Here is a 16,445-nt window from a genome sequence, read left to right as displayed (position 1 = left end):
CGCAACTTTTTACTATTACCATATATCGCCTTTCGCCCGCTTTTGCCACATCCAACAGGCGAGTAAAATGCAGGCGATTGATAACCAGAATGTGAAATAACCGATATGTTCCATATGTCTCATCAAATCATGATAGATCGGCATCTGGCCATACACATAATCGATGACGTCATTATGAAGCGTCCATATGGCGGCAATCGCTATATGGATGAATGAAAACCGATACAAAGGGCTGTACAGTATCGCCTGGACCGCCATTGCAAAATGCGAGCCGACGAGCATCCACCCCACCCAGCCTATTGATCCAGTCTCGAAAAGCGTCAAAATATTCATGACAACCGCCCAAAGACCATATTTAACGAGTGTGATGAGTGCAAGCGCCTCAATAAGCCTGAAGTTCTTTCCAATAAGCCAGCCGATGATCGCTAGTGTAAAAAACAGACTGGCGGTCGGACTGTCCGGCACAAAAATCCAGAATTTCGGCTCCGTGATTTCAAGCTGCCACATATACCAATCATACCCGAACACTGTACCGACCAAGTTTACGAATAATAGAATCCAAAGAAACGATTTATGGGAAAGAACGAGCCAAATCTTCTGCATGAATAAACCCATGGGCACCTCTCCATAATAGCTTAATATGTATACAAAAAAAGAGTCAGTTTCCTGACTCTTTTTTGTTACTTGCTGTTCAAACCTTCAATGAACTCGGCAAGTATCTGCAGATCTTCATCTGAGCCTTCCCATGTCCCTGGAGGCATGTCGCCTACTCCATCATGAGCAATTTTCACGATTTCATCAGCAGCAAGACCTGTATTTACTAACGGCTTACCAAGTCCACCCTGGAATGCATCCCCGTGACAACCGATACATGACGCACCAGCGTAAATTTGATAGCCTTCTGATTCAGTGTCGAATTCAACTTCCTCAACAATCGCACCTTGTATTTTCTGTTTCTCCCAATCATGGTTTACATATGATTCCCATGTCAGATAGAAGAGCGCCGCAAATGACAGAAGCATGAATGCTGTTGGAAGCGGACGTTTAAACGGACGGCGTTCCTTTGTAGTATCCATAAATGGAACGAGCATCAATGCTCCGAATGCAAGACCCGGCATGACGATAGCCCCGATGATGTTCCATGGCCCTGAAGCGAACTCATATTTCAACAATTGATACATCGATAGGAAGTACCAGTCCGGAACCGGCATGTACATCGTATCTGTCGGATCCGCCTGACGTTCAAGCGGTGACGGATGAGCAACTGTCAATATTAAATATCCAATAAGGAAAACGGCACCGATCAGCCATTCTTTCAATAGGAAGTTAGGCCAGAACGCTTCCGTTTTACCCGGATATTCTGAGTAATCTTTCGGGACGTTCGGCATTTTATTGTTAGCCTTAATGCGCGAATCTCCGACAAATTTCATCCCTTTTCCGCGTTGCATAATGTCCCCTCCTTGTTAAAATCGTTGGACGCCGGTCAATCTTATAGCGGTCCTGAAATACCTTGTCTTCTGATCATGATAAAGTGTGCTGCAAGCAACCCAAGCAAAGCAGCCGGTAAGAAGAATACATGAATCGCGAAGAAACGTGTTAGTGTTTGTGCACCGAGGATCGTTGAGTCTCCGGCAAGGAGTACTTTTATCGATTCTCCGATGAACGGGACTGAAGCGGCAATTTCAATTCCTACTTTCGTAGCGAACAATGCTTTCATATCCCATGGTAGTAGATAACCTGTGAATCCAAGGCCGAGCATGACCATGAAGATCAATACTCCGACAACCCAGTTCAGTTCACGCGGTTTTTTATAAGACCCTGTAAAGAATACACGTAGCGTATGTAGGAACATCATCACGATAACAAGTGAAGCTCCCCAGTGGTGCATCCCACGCACAATTTCACCGAATGCCACTTCATTTTGAAGATAATAAACGGATTTCCATGCATTTTCAATGTCCGGTGTGTAATACATCGTCAGGAACATACCAGAAAGAATCTGGATGACAGTGATGAAGAACGTCAATCCCCCGAAACAATAGATGAATGCAGAAAAGTGATGTGCAGGGTTTACGTGCTCAGGTACTTCGTGGTCGGCAATATCGCGCCAAATCGGGGTGATATCCAACCGTTCGTCAACCCAATCATAAATTTTATTTAGCACTTCGGTCGTACCCCCTTACATTTTTAAACTAATGTGTTCGGTTTTGTTTTTCCGAGATACAAGAATCCGTCTTCCACTTTCACGTCAAATTCGTCAAGTGGTCCAAGCGGTGGTGTTCCTTTTACGTTATCACCATTTTTCATATAACGTCCTGCGTGGCATGGACAGAAAAATTGATCTGGATGCTTTTCATCTCCGCCCCAGTTCACTGTACAACCAAGGTGTTTACAGACAGGAGAAAGCGCGATGACCGTATCACCATTTTTATAAACCCAGGCAGTGTTTGACACATCGGATTTATACCAGGCATCTTTTCGATCTTTGATAGTGAAATCGATACGAATCGGCGTTTCCGATAGCTCGTCCACTTTGTGTTGAGTATGGATGAAGTCACCTTCATCTTTCGTCTGCAACACAGGGTCGATTGCAAAACGGACCATTGGCATCAACATACCAGAAGCCATGAATCCACCAACACCCATAAGTGTATAGCTCATGAATTGGCGTCTTGACACTTTCTTGCTCATCATTTTCCCTCCTCTTACTTAAAGGTCAGTCCAACGGACATTCTATTGCTAATTGTAATACTAGGACATATCTATGATATATCAATACTACAGGAAATTCAATCATGCTTTCCGAACAGATGTCAGTTTGTGAACAAATATCGAATTTTACTGTTCTGACCACTTTTCCGTAAATCGTGGCAATACTTGTCGAAGCTGATCTTCAATGATGGATTTCCTCAGTTGCGGGTCCATGCTTTCAAGCGGAATCGAAGGCAGCCAAATAACCTCGCCATCCATTTCAATGCTTGTCCATTTGGAATCGGTCGTCAGAAAAAACACGTATTTGAATGATGCTACAGATAGGTCCTGCGACAGCGTTGCAGCCATCTCCGTCAGATCCATTGATTGCGTATAGGCGAAAGGCGGCATCAGCATCATGCGCCCTTTGAATTGTGTTTCAATGAACGTCGTAAGATGCATCAGGAACTCGGAAGATGACGAACTACTTTTCATATTCTCGGGTTTCGTCTCTACTTTTAGTAGGGGTACAATGAGTGTATCGATATACTCTCTTTGTTGCAAATATGTATCCATATCATTGGCGGTCCAGTTCATTTCTATATTACCTCCTTGGGAAATCAGTAAAGGACTCCATCTGTTTGGATGGAGTCGCTAGTCCTTTGCTACCTTCATATCGTTCAGCATTGCAGATAAAGCGATGAACCGTTCCTTGTCGTTGGTGTCGAGCGCTTCGTCAACCCTCTTCATGAGCATTTCAACAGTTATGGCAGCTGCACTTTCCTCAAGCAATTGTTCCGCGATTTTTCGATCGCTTTCGCTTACTTGCAAATAGGTCGGAAGAAATGGATTCTCTTCCCGTACACTCGCATATTCCGGACAGGAATGACTGTTTGGAAAGTTTAATTGAATAAACATTTTATCATCCGGATGAAGTCTTAGATCATGAAATGATTTTTCTGCATCGGCAGTCATTAAATTTCCTTTGTAGAAGCGGAATGGAATGCTCTCCGATCCAGTGGTCGAGATCACCATCGCCCTGGGACAGTAATGCGCTTCATCCGTAAAGTGAACGTTTTCCAGAAGATGTTCATGGCTAAGAAGATAATTCAAAATCCACACACATTCACGGCGCTTCAATTTGTACCGCTTTAAGAACCATCGTACAAAGTCCTTTTTAGCAGCGACAGGAACCATGGCCGTCATGTCACCCCTCCTCGTCATTTTGTGCTTCCAGAAAAGCTCTCCAATTCTCTTCATCGGGAACAAGTGTAACCAATTCCTTGACTATTTCTATGGCTTCGCTACTTTTACCTTCCTCAAGAAGGAAGTTTGCATAGCTATCAAGAAACTCGTGATCATCCTTCAATCCAACATATGCCTTACCATATGATACATATGCATCGTCAAATTGTTCTTCCCGTTCATATGCATATGCCTGGAATGCATCCAATAAAGGGATATCGAGCTGGTCACTCTTTGTATACGAAAGAAGATCGAGCAGTTTGTCGTTCTGCTCCCTTTCATTGTACAGCGAAGCTAGTGTGACAAGTGCTTCGATATATTCCGGATCTAGCACTAGCGCTTCTTTCAAGTGTGTTTCCGCTTCATCGGGAAGGCCCAACTTCAAGGCGGATTTTCCTGCACTCAATTGGAGTTCTTTGTCAAATTCATCCCTGCGGATTCCGTTAATGAACATGTCGTATGCTCTTTGATCCTCGCCGATTGAAGATAATGATTGTCCCGCCAGCATATAGGCGGAAAAATAATCGGGATCCATCTCAAGCAGATTGTCGAGAAGGGTGACAGCACGTTCCGGTTGGCCACTTTGGTAATAGGCGAATGCCGCTCCGAATAATGTATCCGGCGTCGCATTATCTTCCAGCAATTCTTCATAATACGGAATAGCTTCTTCATAGGCCGCCCCCGCGCTATACGTTTCGGCAAGCCTTGATAAAATACGGATCCCTCCGATTTCATCCGCTTCTTCATGCAACTCCAAGTACAACCGCGCTGCTTCGCCGTACTTCCCAGCGTCCAGGAGCAATTCCGCATAAGCAAACCGGATAACAGGCTCATACGGATTCAGTTCATGGGCTTCCTTAATCTTTGATAGCGCCGATTCCGCCATGCCGGACATTTGATAATAATCGGCCAGTGCCAAAAGAGCTTGAACATATTCTTCGTCATCCGGGCCCACATCCGTGAGTAGCAAAAGGGCTTCATCTTCTTCATCAAGCTCCAGCAACGTTCCGGCACGGTCGATTTTCAGTTGGGCTTCATCGGGCAGATGAAGCCGCAATGTTTCATAAAGTCGATCGGCTTCACCCATAAATCCATAACCGGCAAATAATCCTGCGGCTTCATAAAGCATATCGAAATCGGTCGACGCGTTCAACTGATCAACTGCACGGCTGAGTACTTCGGCATCGCCTTCTAAGATATGCCGTTCAATTTCTTCTAACTGTCCCATATTTTCACCTGTTCTTTCACAATATATACATCAGTTCGTTATCCATTGGCATTTGCCGGTTGGGCAAGTTTATCAAGGTCTTCGAAAAATCCCGGATATGAAATAGCTATACACTCCGGATCTTCAATTTGAATCGGTTCTGATGCAATGAGTGCAGCAATCGCCGCCATCATGCCCACCCTGTGATCCCCATAAGAAGTAAGCGTCCCGCCCGTAAGCGCCGTAGGACCGTGGATAATCATACCATCGTCCGTCGCTTCAATATCCGCACCGATTTTTTTCAGTTCTGATGTCACAGCCGCAATTCTGTCCGTTTCTTTCACGCGCAATTCTTCGGCATCTTTGATGACAGTCGTACCTTCCGCCTGCGTTGCGAGAAGGGCGATAATAGGCAGTTCATCAATCAATCTCGGGATAAGCTCCCCGCTGATTTCCGTAGCGCGTAATTCACCGTAGGAAACCTTGACAGTACCAAACGGTTCTCCGACTCCGTTTTTCTCCTCAAGAATTTCAACACGTGCACCCATATTCCTAAGTACGTCAAGTATCCCGGTCCTTGTAGGATTAAGGCCGACATTTTTAAAAGTGACGGAACTTCCTTTGATCATTGCTGCTGCAGACATGAAAAATGCAGCTGATGAAATATCACCCGGGACGATGACTTCCGTACCATGGAGCACATTACCGCCCTTGACACTGACTTTGAATCCATCGACCTGAATCGACGCTCCGAATTGCATAAGCATCCGTTCCGTATGATCCCGGGAAACTGTCTTCTCACTGATGGTGGTCGTCCCTTCGGCATTCAATCCTGCAAACAAGATGGCCGATTTCACTTGGGCGCTTGCAACAGGCATCTTATAGTCAATCGCAGTGAGATGCCCGCCAGCAATTGTAAGCGGCAGGAGATTGCCATCCGGACCGCCTGCTATGGAAGCCCCCATCGTCGATAACGGCAGTGTAACCCGATTCATTGGACGCTTAGACAATGATTCGTCTCCCGTCAAAACCGACTCGATGTTCGATCCCGCAAGAATGCCCAGCATCAGACGTGCCGTCGTTCCCGAATTGCCCGCGTATAGATCCCCGGACGGCAATTGCCATCCTTGCAATCCCGGGCTGTCAACGGTGACGTTTGTGCCTTCTCTTTCAATCGAGACACCGAGTTGCCGGAAAATATCAATTGTACGCAGGCAGTCTTCCCCGTCTAGAAAGCCGGTGATTTTTGTTTCCCCTTCAGCGATAGAACCTAGCATCACCGCCCGATGTGATATCGATTTATCACCCGGGACAGCTACATCCCCCGTCAATATCGGTTTATCGAACACAACTGTTTTCATTACCACCACGAAAGCCCCCTTTATACTATGTACATACTATAATCCATTGTTTTGGACAGGACGGATTTAGCCTTTTCCCGATCATCGGCAGTTTGGAAGCTGATGACAAGAATTCCGTATACATCCGTCCGCGTCTCAACGATTCGGATATTTGTCAGACTGATTCGTTCATCGGCAAGTATTTTGGTGATGTCAGAAATAATGCCGGGATGATCCGGGATGTCGATATGCAAATCGAATGTCATATAAAGTGCACCTTGTGACCGCAACGGCAAATCATCCCTGAATTTTTTAGCCCCTGCAAAATAATCATATATTTTTTCAGGATCATTTGACAGCAACATCTCCCGGACATTCCCCATTTCAATTAACCATCCGTCAAGCTGCTGCAGTAATTCTTCTCTGTTCTGTGTTGTGATATCCCGCCACATGACAGGATCTGCCGAAGCGATACGGGTTAAATCACGGAAGCCGCCCGCCGCGAGTTCTTGAACGAATGGCTGGTCTTCTTGCTGCAGTGCAAGTCGGCCAACAAGGGACGAAGCGATCAGATGGGGGAAATGGCTGACGATGGCTGTCATCCGATCATGTTTTTCCGCATCCAGTACTGCAATTTTTCCCTTCGTCGGAACAAGGAGTCGTTGAAGTCTTTCAACATGCTTTGTATCCGTCCTTGAATCGGGTGTCAATATGTAATAGGCGTTTTCAAACAGATGCTCTTTTGCCGCTGAAACTCCACTTTTGTGGGAGCCTGCCATCGGATGCCCGCCGATGAATACAACATCTTGTTTGATCAAAGCAGATGCAGCCTCCATGATTGACCCTTTTGTGCTGCCTGTATCAGTCATGATGACACCTTTTTTCAGTTTCCATGAAGATGCTTCTTGCATCATGCCGATGGTTGTATTGACAGGTGTGGCAAAGATGACAACATCCGCCTGCCTGACAGCCTGTTCGGCGGAAGGGGCGTATGTATCGATGATCCCCCTCCGATAGGCTTCTTCCATCGTACTTGGAGATTGGTCAAAGCCTGTTACTTCTACGTCCGGATTCCTTTTCAAAGCAAGACCGAGCGAGCCGCCGATCAATCCGAGACCGATGATGGTTATATTTGAACTCATACGTGAGAACCTTCTACAGACAATAACGTATCAAACGCATCAAAGAATTTGCTGGTCTGTTCTTCCGTCCCGATTGTCACCCGGATATATCCCGGCGTTCCGAGCGCATTTCCGCTCCGGATGATAAATCCTTGCTTCAACAGTTTCTCCGCTGCCTCATCTGCATCACCCGGAACTTGAATTAGAACGAAATTCGTTTCCGAATCAAAGATGTGGATATCCTTCCGGTCAGCATAGTCCTTGAAACGTTGCCTCTGTTGACGATTCAACTCACGACACTCCTCAATGAATGCTGCGTCTTCAAGTGCCTTTTCAGCAAGTACCAGTCCGAACGAGTTGTTATTGAATGGGCTCCGCACTTTATTGAGATTGGAGATTACTTCAGATTGGCCGATTGCATACCCTACCCTGAATGCAGCTAGCCCGTATGCTTTCGAAAACGTACGCAACACTATTATATTTGGATAGTGCTCAAGCAGCGCGACAGAATCGCCATGGTCTGCAGCCGTCACGTATTCAAAATAGGCTTCGTCAAGCACAACGAGAACAGTATCCGGAACTTGTCCTAAAAAAGCTTTCAAGTCATCGATTGGAATTACATTTCCCGTTGGATTGTTCGGATTGCATACCCAAACGACGGTTGTTTTGCTATCGACTGCGTTCAGGAACCCATCTAGATTATGTTGTCCATCTGCTTTTAATGGGACTTCCCTAATTTCGGCACCTTCAATTTTCGCACTATGGGCATACTGGGGAAAAGTCGGTGTCGCCATCACTGTATTCGCCCCTGGGCTGAGAAGCGCCCGTGAAATGATCATCACAATTTCGTCAGAACCGTTGCCGAACAATATTGATTCTTCTCCGACCCCATGTTTCAAGGCCAATTTGCTTCGCAACGCACTGGCATGACCATCCGGATAGATTTCATGCTGGATAGCGGCCGTTGCCATGAATTCTTTCACCGACGGCGCGCAGCCGTACGGGTTTTCATTTGAAGCGAGTTTTACAACTTCTTTCAATCCATACAGGCTTATCACTTCTTCGATTGATCTGCCCGGTTTATATGGAGTCATCCCATCAAGCGCTTTTTTCCAGTTCATGTAAATCCCTCCAGTGAATTATCTCGTTATTTTTTTTGTAAATCCGGTCGCAGTTTAATCGCTTCATTTTGATAAATATGTTTGATAAAACGTTGCGGAATATCCGTATTCACATGCATGAGGACCCTGATGCATAGCGGCATTGAACCCGGCACATCCATTTCATGCGTGCACATGACCGGGACATACATCCATCCATTGATCGATCGGACTGCTTTAGCAGGAAAAGTCGATTTGACGTCCGTCGTGGTAGACACAAGTACAGATATGATATCCGACGGCGAGATTGAGTTCTCTTTCGCCATTTCTTCAACGAGTACTTTCGTCGCTTCAAGAACGGATTGTTCTTCGTCATATTCGACAGTGGTCGCTCCCCTTAATCCTCTAACCATCATAGCTTCCCATCCCCTTCCGTTCTTCGCCTCAATAGATCGAATGCCTCTTCGCATTGCTCTTTCGATAGTTCTTTCACATAGGGATTTCCTATCCCATCCAGCAAAACGAAATGCAGTCTGCCGAAAGAGGCTTTTTTATCTTTTTCCATATAATTCATGAAAACGTCGAAAGTATGTTCATGGACAGGTTGGAATGTGTAGCCATGCTTCTTGGCGAACCTGATGAAAAGAGTTGTCATCTCTTCATCCACCGCCCCATGACTTTCGCTCAAGACAAGGCTGTACGCCATACCGATCATCACGGACTCTCCGTGGCTTAAACCACCGAACCCGCAAACCCCTTCCACCGCGTGGCCGAAAGTATGGCCGAAGTTAAGATACTTCCGTACAGAACGTTCAAATTCATCTTCCGAGACAATTTTCGCTTTCACTTCTGTCCCCCGCAACAATTCGCCTGACAGCCAATCGATATCGGGTTGTGAAAAGGTCGGATTGTCTAATAGAGCAAGTGTCCATTTTTCATCCGAAATAAATGCATGTTTCAACAATTCTGCCATGCCGGACCTAATTTCACGCGGCGGGAGTGATTCAAAGAGTGATGTGTTGAACAGAACACCGACCGGCTGATGAAATGAACCGACCATATTCTTCCCTTCCGGCATATTGATTGCGGTTTTGCCCCCTACCGCACTGTCATGTGCCAGAATCGTCGTTGGACATTGAAGAAACCGTATCCCTCTCATGAAAGTTGCCGCGACGAACCCTGTCAAGTCACCGCAAGCTCCGCCGCCGAAAGCGATAATAAGGGAATCCCTCGTGAATTTTTCATTCAACAGAAAGGAAAGGCAATCGACGTAGACAGCGGATGTTTTACAACTTTCCCCAGCCGGGACCGTCTTCACAATGATTTCACGATTCGAGGCCTCCAATGCCTTTTGTAAAAGTGGTAAATGGAGGGCGGCAATCCGTTCATCGGCAATGATTGCAATACGGTCCGCACTGGCCAGTAACCCTGCGTAATCGGTAGCAAATAGAGTGTATGTATCTTTACCGAAATGGACGTCATATTCATGATCTAGGATATTGACCGCAAGTTTCCCCATTTTAAAACTCCTTTACGTACCGTCTGTATTCTTCAAGCTCCTTTTTCAAGCCGTCCATCGTATCCGAACGGAATTCTTCCATTATCGCTTTTGCCATCTCGGTTGCGATGACATGTTCAGCTACGACTGAAGCCGCGGGTACTGCACAAGGATCCGAGCGCTCGATTGTTGCGACAAATGGTTCTTTGGTATCGATATCAACACTTTCAAGCGGTTTGTATAACGTCGGGATCGGCTTCATGACTCCTCTGACGACAATCGGCATTCCAGTCGTCATCCCGCCTTCAAGACCGCCTAAACGGTTAGATTTCCGTAAATATCCTCGTTCCTTGCTCCAAGCGATTTCATCATGTACTTTGCTGCCCGGCATTTTAGCCATCTCAAATCCGAGTCCGATTTCCACACCTTTAAATGCATTGATGCTCATCATCGCCCCTGCAAGCTTGCCGTCCATTTTGCGGTCGAACTGCACGTAACTCCCGATTCCAGGCGGACAACCTTCAATTACCACTTCTACGACCCCGCCAGCGGTGTCTCCGCGGCCTTTTGCATCATCAATGGCTTGGACCATCAGTTTAGAAGCTTCAGGGTCTGCACAATAGACAGGGTCGTTTTCAATGACGCCCCTTAGCTCCTCCGTCCCTTTTCCTGCATATGTATCCGGATTGGTTGTAACTCCTCCAATTTCCGTCACGTGTGCGACAGTATGGATATCGAGTTCCCGAAGAAATTGCTTTGCTACTGCACCGATAGCGACGCGCATTGTTGTCTCGCGTGCGGATGACCGCTCAAGAACGTTGCGGAGATCACGATGACCGTATTTCATGCCCCCGACAAGATCCGCATGGCCCGGTCTAGGACGCGTGATTTGACGTTTCACATCTTCCGGCTTAACATCATCCGCTAATGGCTCTACACCCATGATCGATGTCCAATGTTTCCAGTCATCATTGACAACCGTCAACGTGACCGGTGAGCCTAGTGTCTTGCCATGACGGACGCCCGACGAAATAACAACCTGATCTTTTTCGATTTGCATGCGCCTTCCGCGACCGTGGCCTCCTTGACGTCTTGAAAGTTCCCCATTTATCATTTCGGCGGTCAATTCCATTTGGGCAGGCAGCCCTTCAATGATTGCCGTCAGTTGTGGTCCATGTGATTCTCCTGCTGTGAAATACCTCATTCCATTTCCTCCTCCGACGAATAGTTTACCATTCGTTTTATAGCACTCTACCAAAGTAAAGTCCTTTTGACTATATGTTAATATGAAAAATATCCGGAAATCACTCCGGATATTTTAAATTTTCTTATAAAAGAACGTATCTTCAGATTCGAAACCATATTTTGCAGGATTGAAAATCTGTTCAGTACTGCCTACAAATAGTATTCCACCCGGTTTCAACGATTTGGAAAAGTTCATGTATATCTGTTCTTTCGCCTCTTCGGTGAAATATATCATCACATTACGGCAGACGATTAAATCGAATCCGGAATCAAACCTGTCTTCAAGCAAATTTTGCTGCTTAAAGGTTACGGTCCGTTTGACATCATCCTTCACTTGATAAAAATGGCCTTCATTGATGAAGTTATTCTTCACAACGGATGCAGGTACTTCCTTCAATGCCCTGTCAGGATAAAGACCGACTTTCGCCCGTTCAATGACACCAGTGTCAATATCCGTCGCTAAAATTGATATATCATGCAACGGTACATGGGATGATAAAACCATTGCTATGGAGTAAGGTTCTTCACCTGTTGAACAGGCAGCACTCCAAATCTTCAGTTTTTTATTTTCGGCAAGTAGCTTAGGGAATATCTTTTTTTCGAGCACGTCCCACCGTTGGGCATTGCGGTAGAACTCGGAGACATTGATTGTCATCCGATCGAGGAATTCCTCGAGCAAAACCTTGTCAGTATGTATAGCATGATAATAATCGATGAAATTCCCAAATCCTCTTTTCTCATAAAGGGAAGTGAGTCTTCTTTTCATCTGCGCTTCTTTATAAAGAGAAAGGTCAATTCCCGTCTTCTTTTTAATGTTTCCTATAAATAAAGCATAATCCGGCAATATAAGTCCTCCCGTCCATATATTCTAACTATTATAACGGATTGGAACTAATTTCGGAAGACCAAAAGCGTAAGCGCCTTAATCTTAAGGTCTGAAGCGACTCGGGGGCTAGGCGCAGGACTCTAGACGAAAAATCCCAGACTTATAACTGACCCACAATACGCTATTCACTATTTCTTAGTGAATAGCAAAAACAGCCGTGCGGTATTCGCATGGCTGTTTAAGATGATTAATTAATCCAGTTGTTCATTGTTTTGCTGTAAGATACAAGCTCTTCTTCTTTGAAGAAAAGACCGATTTCGCGAACAGCCGATTCCGGTGCATCCGAACCGTGAATGATGTTTTTACCGACAGTGACAGCGAAGTCGCCGCGAATTGTTCCAGGTGCAGATTCTTTCGGGTTCGTCGCTCCTGTCATCAGACGGCCGACAGAGATAACGTTTTCGCCCTCCCATACCATCGCGAATACAGGACCCGATGTGATGAAATCAACAAGCTCGCCGAAGAAAGGACGCTCTTTATGTTCGCCGTAGTGTTGCTCAGCAAGTTCTTGTGAAATATTCATAAGTTTCGCGCCTACGAGTTGGAAACCTTTGCTTTCGAAACGACCGACGATTTCACCGATTAGATTACGTTGAACGCCGTCAGGTTTAACCATTAAAAATGTTCTTTCCATATTTAACACTCCTTCTTGTATGTATCGGAATTTCTCCTTTTCGATCGTACCACCGGATGCTTAATCTTTCAACTGTTAGCACATTAATATTTGCGTCTGCCGATGAATGCGGTAATTTGCATGAAGGCCTTTTTCGCCTCACCGTCAGGCAACGCGCTTAACTCGTCCATTGCCTTCTGCAGATACAAATCGCTCACAGCCTGCGCCATCTGAATGGCTCCCGTACTGCGGATATAGGATAGCATCGCCTGACGATCCGCTTCTGTCAACGTCCCGTCGAACGAACGCTCCATATAAGGCCTGAACTGTGCATCATTTTTTATGTATAGGATGGGTAATGTCAGATGTCCGTTCAACAGATCACTGCCGGCCGGTTTACCCAGTTCTTTGTCTGTAGATGTAATATCAAGAATATCATCGACGATTTGAAAAGCCATTCCAGTAAAATAACCAAAACGGCGCATTTTCCTTACAATTTCCGGATCTGCTCCTGAAACAAGCGCACCAAGTTCGCAGCTAGATGAGAGGAGAAGTGCCGTCTTCCTTTTAATACGGCGCAAATAATCCCGTATCGTCTGATCAGTTTTACGCTGATGATCAATCTGAATGATTTCACCCTTACAAATTTCAAGCATCGTGTTTGCAAGCAGCTGATGGACCGCTGGAATTTCAATTTCCCCAATGGATGTAAGTGCCCGGGAAAAGATAAAGTCCCCTGCATACATAGCAATCCGGTTATCCCAACGCGCTTTCACCGTCTTAAAGCCACGACGCATATCTGAATCGTCAATGACATCATCATGGACGAGAGATGCCATGTGGACAAGTTCAAGGGACACTGCAACTTTTGCTACGTCTTCTAACGAATAGGTGCCGAATTTGGAAGCCAGAATGACGAATATAGGTCGAATCCTTTTCCCTCCTGCACGAAGCAAATGAAGTGACGCTTGCCTGATGATCGGGGAAGATGAATTGACGGATCGTTCAAGTTCCTTTTCTATATAAGCGAAATCCTTCCGGAAATCGACATAAAGTGACATTAACTTCAGTTTCTCCAAAACGATTACCTTCCCCTGCGGTCTTTATTGTTTATATCCTACATGGCCAGCCGCGGCGCCACCACTATATGACTTAAAGGACACACCAGCGAATCCTGCTTCCGAAAATAGCTGGGCAAGCTGCTTCATCCCCGGGAAATCGTCCGCGGACTCCTGAAGCCATGAATATTCTTTATAACTTTTTGCAAACAATTTACCCAATACCGGCATGATGAATTTGAAATAGAACCGGAATACTTGTCTGTAACCCGGCAGTTCGGATTGAGATGTTTCCAGACAAGCAATCATGCCGCCCGGTTTCAATACACGGTTCATTTCTTTCAAAACCGTCAAATAATCCGGTACGTTACGCAACCCGAAACCGATTGTCACATAATCGAACGAATTGTCCGGGAACGGCAATTCCATCGCGTTGCCTTGTACAAGCGAAATGTTCGGGTGTGCTGCAACTTTCGGGCGGCCGGCTTCCAGCATTCCTTCGCTGAAATCGAGACCGGTTACATGTCCCTCTAAACCTGTTGCTTCTGCAAGTGCAATCGTCCAATCTGCAGTACCGCAACAGACATCCAAAGCATGTGCGCCTACTTGAACGTTCATACGCGCCATGATATCATCACGCCACTTCTTATGCTGATTGAAACTGATGACGGAATTCATCTTATCGTAATCGACGGATATCTTCTCAAAAACATTATGGACTTTCTGTTCCTTTGATAATGACAAGCGTTATACCCCTTTTCTCAATTCAGTTTGCCAAGAAGCGGAGTTGCTAATTTACGGATTTTCTGTTGTAAAAAAGGCTCAAGGAAATCAGCCGCGTCAACTGCTTCCTGCATTTCAGCATGAAGCATGGCCGCCGCACGATCCGCATCCGCAATATTCATTCCACGACCGGATCGCGCATACCAATCGAAATTACCGTCAGTCTTCCTTCTATCAAGCCACAGTAAAGGGAGTGCCGCACTAGCCAGCGGAACATATTCCGAAAAGCCGTAAGTACGTAAAAAATCCGTTATACATCCTGCTTCGATGGTCCGGACCGTCTCAATCAATTGAGCAGGTCCATCCGGTGATCGGTCATGAAAAGTTGTCTTCATCTCGTTAATATGCCCAATCGTTCCGGACAATGAACGGATAAAACCGAAATCGGGAAGAGAGGCCAGGAGTCGATAATGGACTCCGCTGAAATGATCTCCCGCCAATACAGAAAGCTGCTGCTGCCGTGACGTCGCATCGGAAAGATCAATTGAATCATGTGCGTCGAACGCTGCATGTACTGCGCCGACCGCGATTGCTACAGCGTCCAGATGATTGTTCCACCTTTCACCGTTCAACAGCGGCAAAAGGAGGAAGAAGGCCTTGAGCGCATCGACCGGCATCCGGCCGACATCCCTGTCCACGATTGGCTCGTAAATCGAACGCTCTACTTCAAGTATATAATTTTCGATATGCAATTCAGTTTTTTGTATTTCCATCGTCGAATCCCCATTCAAAGACGTCCGCGGAAAGGTGTGTCAAGTACGATTCAGTCTTTCCCTTCACTTGACAAGACACCATATGCGGTATGAACGTCAGCTTTGCCACGTATTTTCATCGCTGACGTATGATCTGTAAATTGTGCGATCATCACTTCACCACAGTCTAATTTTTCCGTATGATGGAACTTTGTATCATTCCCTCTTGTCAGACCGATTACATTTACGCCGTCTTCTTTCGCTTTAATTACGATATAGTCGGTTTGTGTCATTTTCACCTCTCCTGTCTATTCTATTACGGTCCTAATCATATCATAGAAAAGGCGTTATCAGCAAAGACCTCAAGACATCTTGATCAGTGAAAGAATCTCAGCCCGCTTGACATCGTCCTGCTCGTAAACACCGCGTGCAACAGTTGTAATGGTCTTTGCACCGGGTTTCTTGATACCTCGCATCGTCATGCACATATGTTCCGCTTCAATCACGACGTATACACCAATCGGATTCAACATCTCCATCATGGTATCAGCAACCGTTGAGGTGATACGTTCCTGAAGTTGCGGCCTCCTCGCGGTCGTTTCGACAGCCCTCGCCAATTTACTCAGGCCGGCAACAACCCCGTCGCGCGGTATGTATGCAACATGCGCATGGCCGAAAAACGGCACAAGATGATGCTCACACATCGAGTAGAACGGTATATCTTTCACAAGCACGACTTCATCGTGATTCTCATTGAACACTGTTTTAAAGTACTCTTTAGGGTCCTTGTTTAAACCTTCGAATACTTCTGCGTACATTTTCGCCACCCGCTTCGGGGTATCTATAAGTCCTTCACGCTCAGGATCTTCACCGACCGCTTCCAGGATCATTGAAACTGCCTTCTCTATTTTCTCATAATCGACAACATTCATCATACGAATCCTCCCTAATAGGCAATAAAGCTAT

20 protein-coding genes are annotated in these 16,445 nt (G+C 45.9%); all 20 read right to left on the bottom strand.

Going from position 1 to position 16,445, the window contains the following annotated elements:
• Positions 1–15: 15 nt before the first annotated feature.
• Complete coding sequence (lhaT, locus tag HDC33_RS06400) at positions 16–615, bottom strand: lipoprotein heptaprenylglyceryl N-acetyltransferase LhaT (RefSeq protein ID WP_179391651.1); 600 nt, start codon at positions 613–615, stop codon at positions 16–18.
• 65 nt (positions 616–680) lie between these two features.
• Positions 681–1,448, bottom strand: a complete 768-nt coding sequence (locus HDC33_RS06395; RefSeq protein ID WP_179391650.1) for a menaquinol-cytochrome c reductase cytochrome b/c subunit — start codon at positions 1,446–1,448, stop codon at positions 681–683.
• 41 nt (positions 1,449–1,489) lie between these two features.
• Positions 1,490–2,164, bottom strand: coding sequence for a menaquinol-cytochrome c reductase cytochrome b subunit (qcrB, locus tag HDC33_RS06390; protein ID WP_067210348.1), 675 nt, complete (start codon positions 2,162–2,164; stop codon positions 1,490–1,492).
• A gap of 23 nt (positions 2,165–2,187) precedes the next feature.
• Positions 2,188–2,694, bottom strand: a complete 507-nt coding sequence (locus HDC33_RS06385) for a Rieske (2Fe-2S) protein (RefSeq protein ID WP_304625711.1) — start codon at positions 2,692–2,694, stop codon at positions 2,188–2,190.
• A 144-nt stretch (positions 2,695–2,838) separates the two neighbouring features.
• The gene (locus tag HDC33_RS06380) at positions 2,839–3,288 is read right to left on the bottom strand and encodes a DUF2487 family protein (protein WP_179391648.1); all 450 of its coding nucleotides are present in this window, start codon (positions 3,286–3,288) and stop codon (positions 2,839–2,841) included.
• 57 nt (positions 3,289–3,345) lie between these two features.
• Positions 3,346–3,897: a ReoY family proteolytic degradation factor gene (locus HDC33_RS06375; RefSeq protein WP_179391647.1), complete on the bottom strand. Its 552-nt coding sequence runs from the start codon at positions 3,895–3,897 to the stop codon at positions 3,346–3,348.
• Position 3,898: 1 nt separating this feature from the next.
• The gene (locus HDC33_RS06370) at positions 3,899–5,164 is read right to left on the bottom strand and encodes a tetratricopeptide repeat protein (protein ID WP_179391646.1); all 1,266 of its coding nucleotides are present in this window, start codon (positions 5,162–5,164) and stop codon (positions 3,899–3,901) included.
• A 38-nt stretch (positions 5,165–5,202) separates the two neighbouring features.
• Positions 5,203–6,504: a 3-phosphoshikimate 1-carboxyvinyltransferase gene (gene aroA / locus HDC33_RS06365; RefSeq protein WP_218843234.1), complete on the bottom strand. Its 1,302-nt coding sequence runs from the start codon at positions 6,502–6,504 to the stop codon at positions 5,203–5,205.
• A 20-nt stretch (positions 6,505–6,524) separates the two neighbouring features.
• Entirely contained in the window at positions 6,525–7,625 is a 1,101-nt protein-coding gene (locus HDC33_RS06360) for a prephenate dehydrogenase (RefSeq protein ID WP_179391644.1), read from the bottom strand.
• Complete coding sequence (gene hisC, locus HDC33_RS06355) at positions 7,622–8,725, bottom strand: histidinol-phosphate transaminase (protein ID WP_179391643.1); 1,104 nt, start codon at positions 8,723–8,725, stop codon at positions 7,622–7,624. Before hisC ends, HDC33_RS06360 begins: the two co-directional genes overlap by 4 nt.
• A 26-nt stretch (positions 8,726–8,751) precedes the next feature.
• Positions 8,752–9,117: a chorismate mutase gene (gene aroH, locus HDC33_RS06350; protein ID WP_179392654.1), complete on the bottom strand. Its 366-nt coding sequence runs from the start codon at positions 9,115–9,117 to the stop codon at positions 8,752–8,754.
• On the bottom strand, positions 9,117–10,223 hold the full coding sequence (gene aroB / locus HDC33_RS06345; protein ID WP_179391642.1) for a 3-dehydroquinate synthase: 1,107 nt from the start codon (positions 10,221–10,223) through the stop codon (positions 9,117–9,119). The genes aroH and aroB overlap by 1 nt, the downstream gene beginning before the upstream one ends.
• A 1-nt stretch (position 10,224) precedes the next feature.
• Entirely contained in the window at positions 10,225–11,406 is a 1,182-nt protein-coding gene (gene aroC, locus HDC33_RS06340) for a chorismate synthase (protein WP_179391641.1), read from the bottom strand.
• Between the two features lie 114 nt (positions 11,407–11,520).
• On the bottom strand, positions 11,521–12,291 hold the full coding sequence (locus HDC33_RS06335) for a CheR family methyltransferase (RefSeq protein ID WP_179391640.1): 771 nt from the start codon (positions 12,289–12,291) through the stop codon (positions 11,521–11,523).
• A gap of 229 nt (positions 12,292–12,520) precedes the next feature.
• Positions 12,521–12,967 (bottom strand): nucleoside-diphosphate kinase, encoded by a 447-nt coding sequence (gene ndk / locus HDC33_RS06330; protein WP_179391639.1) that lies wholly within the window; start codon positions 12,965–12,967, stop codon positions 12,521–12,523.
• A gap of 83 nt (positions 12,968–13,050) precedes the next feature.
• Entirely contained in the window at positions 13,051–14,025 is a 975-nt protein-coding gene (locus HDC33_RS06325; protein WP_179391638.1) for a polyprenyl synthetase family protein, read from the bottom strand.
• 24 nt (positions 14,026–14,049) lie between these two features.
• Positions 14,050–14,748, bottom strand: coding sequence for a demethylmenaquinone methyltransferase (locus tag HDC33_RS06320; RefSeq protein ID WP_179391637.1), 699 nt, complete (start codon positions 14,746–14,748; stop codon positions 14,050–14,052).
• A 17-nt stretch (positions 14,749–14,765) separates the two neighbouring features.
• A complete protein-coding gene (locus HDC33_RS06315) occupies positions 14,766–15,500 on the bottom strand; it encodes a heptaprenyl diphosphate synthase component 1 (RefSeq protein ID WP_179391636.1) in 735 nt (244 codons plus the stop codon).
• 50 nt (positions 15,501–15,550) lie between these two features.
• Entirely contained in the window at positions 15,551–15,772 is a 222-nt protein-coding gene (mtrB, locus tag HDC33_RS06310) for a trp RNA-binding attenuation protein MtrB (protein WP_179391635.1), read from the bottom strand.
• 69 nt (positions 15,773–15,841) lie between these two features.
• The gene (folE, locus tag HDC33_RS06305) at positions 15,842–16,411 is read right to left on the bottom strand and encodes a GTP cyclohydrolase I FolE (RefSeq protein ID WP_179392653.1); all 570 of its coding nucleotides are present in this window, start codon (positions 16,409–16,411) and stop codon (positions 15,842–15,844) included.
• Positions 16,412–16,445 lie beyond the last annotated feature (34 nt).

Source organism: Sporosarcina sp. JAI121 (assembly GCF_013408665.1).
GTDB lineage: Bacteria > Bacillota > Bacilli > Bacillales_A > Planococcaceae > Sporosarcina.
The sequence above is the reverse complement of the archived record's forward strand: the minus strand, read 5'-3'. Positions and strand labels throughout refer to the sequence as shown.

Bases quoted from the DNA above. Each gene is read 5' to 3' on its own strand.
- HDC33_RS06380 (WP_179391648.1), bottom strand. From the start codon at position 3,288: ATGAACTGGACCGCCAATGATATGGATACATATTTGCAACAAAGAGAG.
- HDC33_RS06315 (WP_179391636.1), bottom strand. From the start codon at position 15,500: ATGGAAATACAAAAAACTGAATTGCATATCGAAAATTATATACTTGAA.
- ndk (WP_179391639.1), bottom strand. From the start codon at position 12,967: ATGGAAAGAACATTTTTAATGGTTAAACCTGACGGCGTTCAACGTAAT.
- aroA (WP_218843234.1), bottom strand. From the start codon at position 6,504: ATGAAAACAGTTGTGTTCGATAAACCGATATTGACGGGGGATGTAGCT.
- mtrB (WP_179391635.1), bottom strand. From the start codon at position 15,772: ATGACACAAACCGACTATATCGTAATTAAAGCGAAAGAAGACGGCGTA.
- HDC33_RS06375 (WP_179391647.1), bottom strand. From the start codon at position 3,897: ATGACGGCCATGGTTCCTGTCGCTGCTAAAAAGGACTTTGTACGATGG.
- aroH (WP_179392654.1), bottom strand. From the start codon at position 9,117: ATGGTTAGAGGATTAAGGGGAGCGACCACTGTCGAATATGACGAAGAA.
- HDC33_RS06370 (WP_179391646.1), bottom strand. From the start codon at position 5,164: ATGGGACAGTTAGAAGAAATTGAACGGCATATCTTAGAAGGCGATGCC.
- hisC (WP_179391643.1), bottom strand. From the start codon at position 8,725: ATGAACTGGAAAAAAGCGCTTGATGGGATGACTCCATATAAACCGGGC.
- aroC (WP_179391641.1), bottom strand. From the start codon at position 11,406: ATGAGGTATTTCACAGCAGGAGAATCACATGGACCACAACTGACGGCA.
- lhaT (WP_179391651.1), bottom strand. From the start codon at position 615: ATGGGTTTATTCATGCAGAAGATTTGGCTCGTTCTTTCCCATAAATCG.
- HDC33_RS06360 (WP_179391644.1), bottom strand. From the start codon at position 7,625: ATGAGTTCAAATATAACCATCATCGGTCTCGGATTGATCGGCGGCTCG.
- HDC33_RS06395 (WP_179391650.1), bottom strand. From the start codon at position 1,448: ATGCAACGCGGAAAAGGGATGAAATTTGTCGGAGATTCGCGCATTAAG.
- aroB (WP_179391642.1), bottom strand. From the start codon at position 10,223: ATGGGGAAACTTGCGGTCAATATCCTAGATCATGAATATGACGTCCAT.
- HDC33_RS06385 (WP_304625711.1), bottom strand. From the start codon at position 2,694: ATGATGAGCAAGAAAGTGTCAAGACGCCAATTCATGAGCTATACACTT.
- folE (WP_179392653.1), bottom strand. From the start codon at position 16,411: ATGAATGTTGTCGATTATGAGAAAATAGAGAAGGCAGTTTCAATGATC.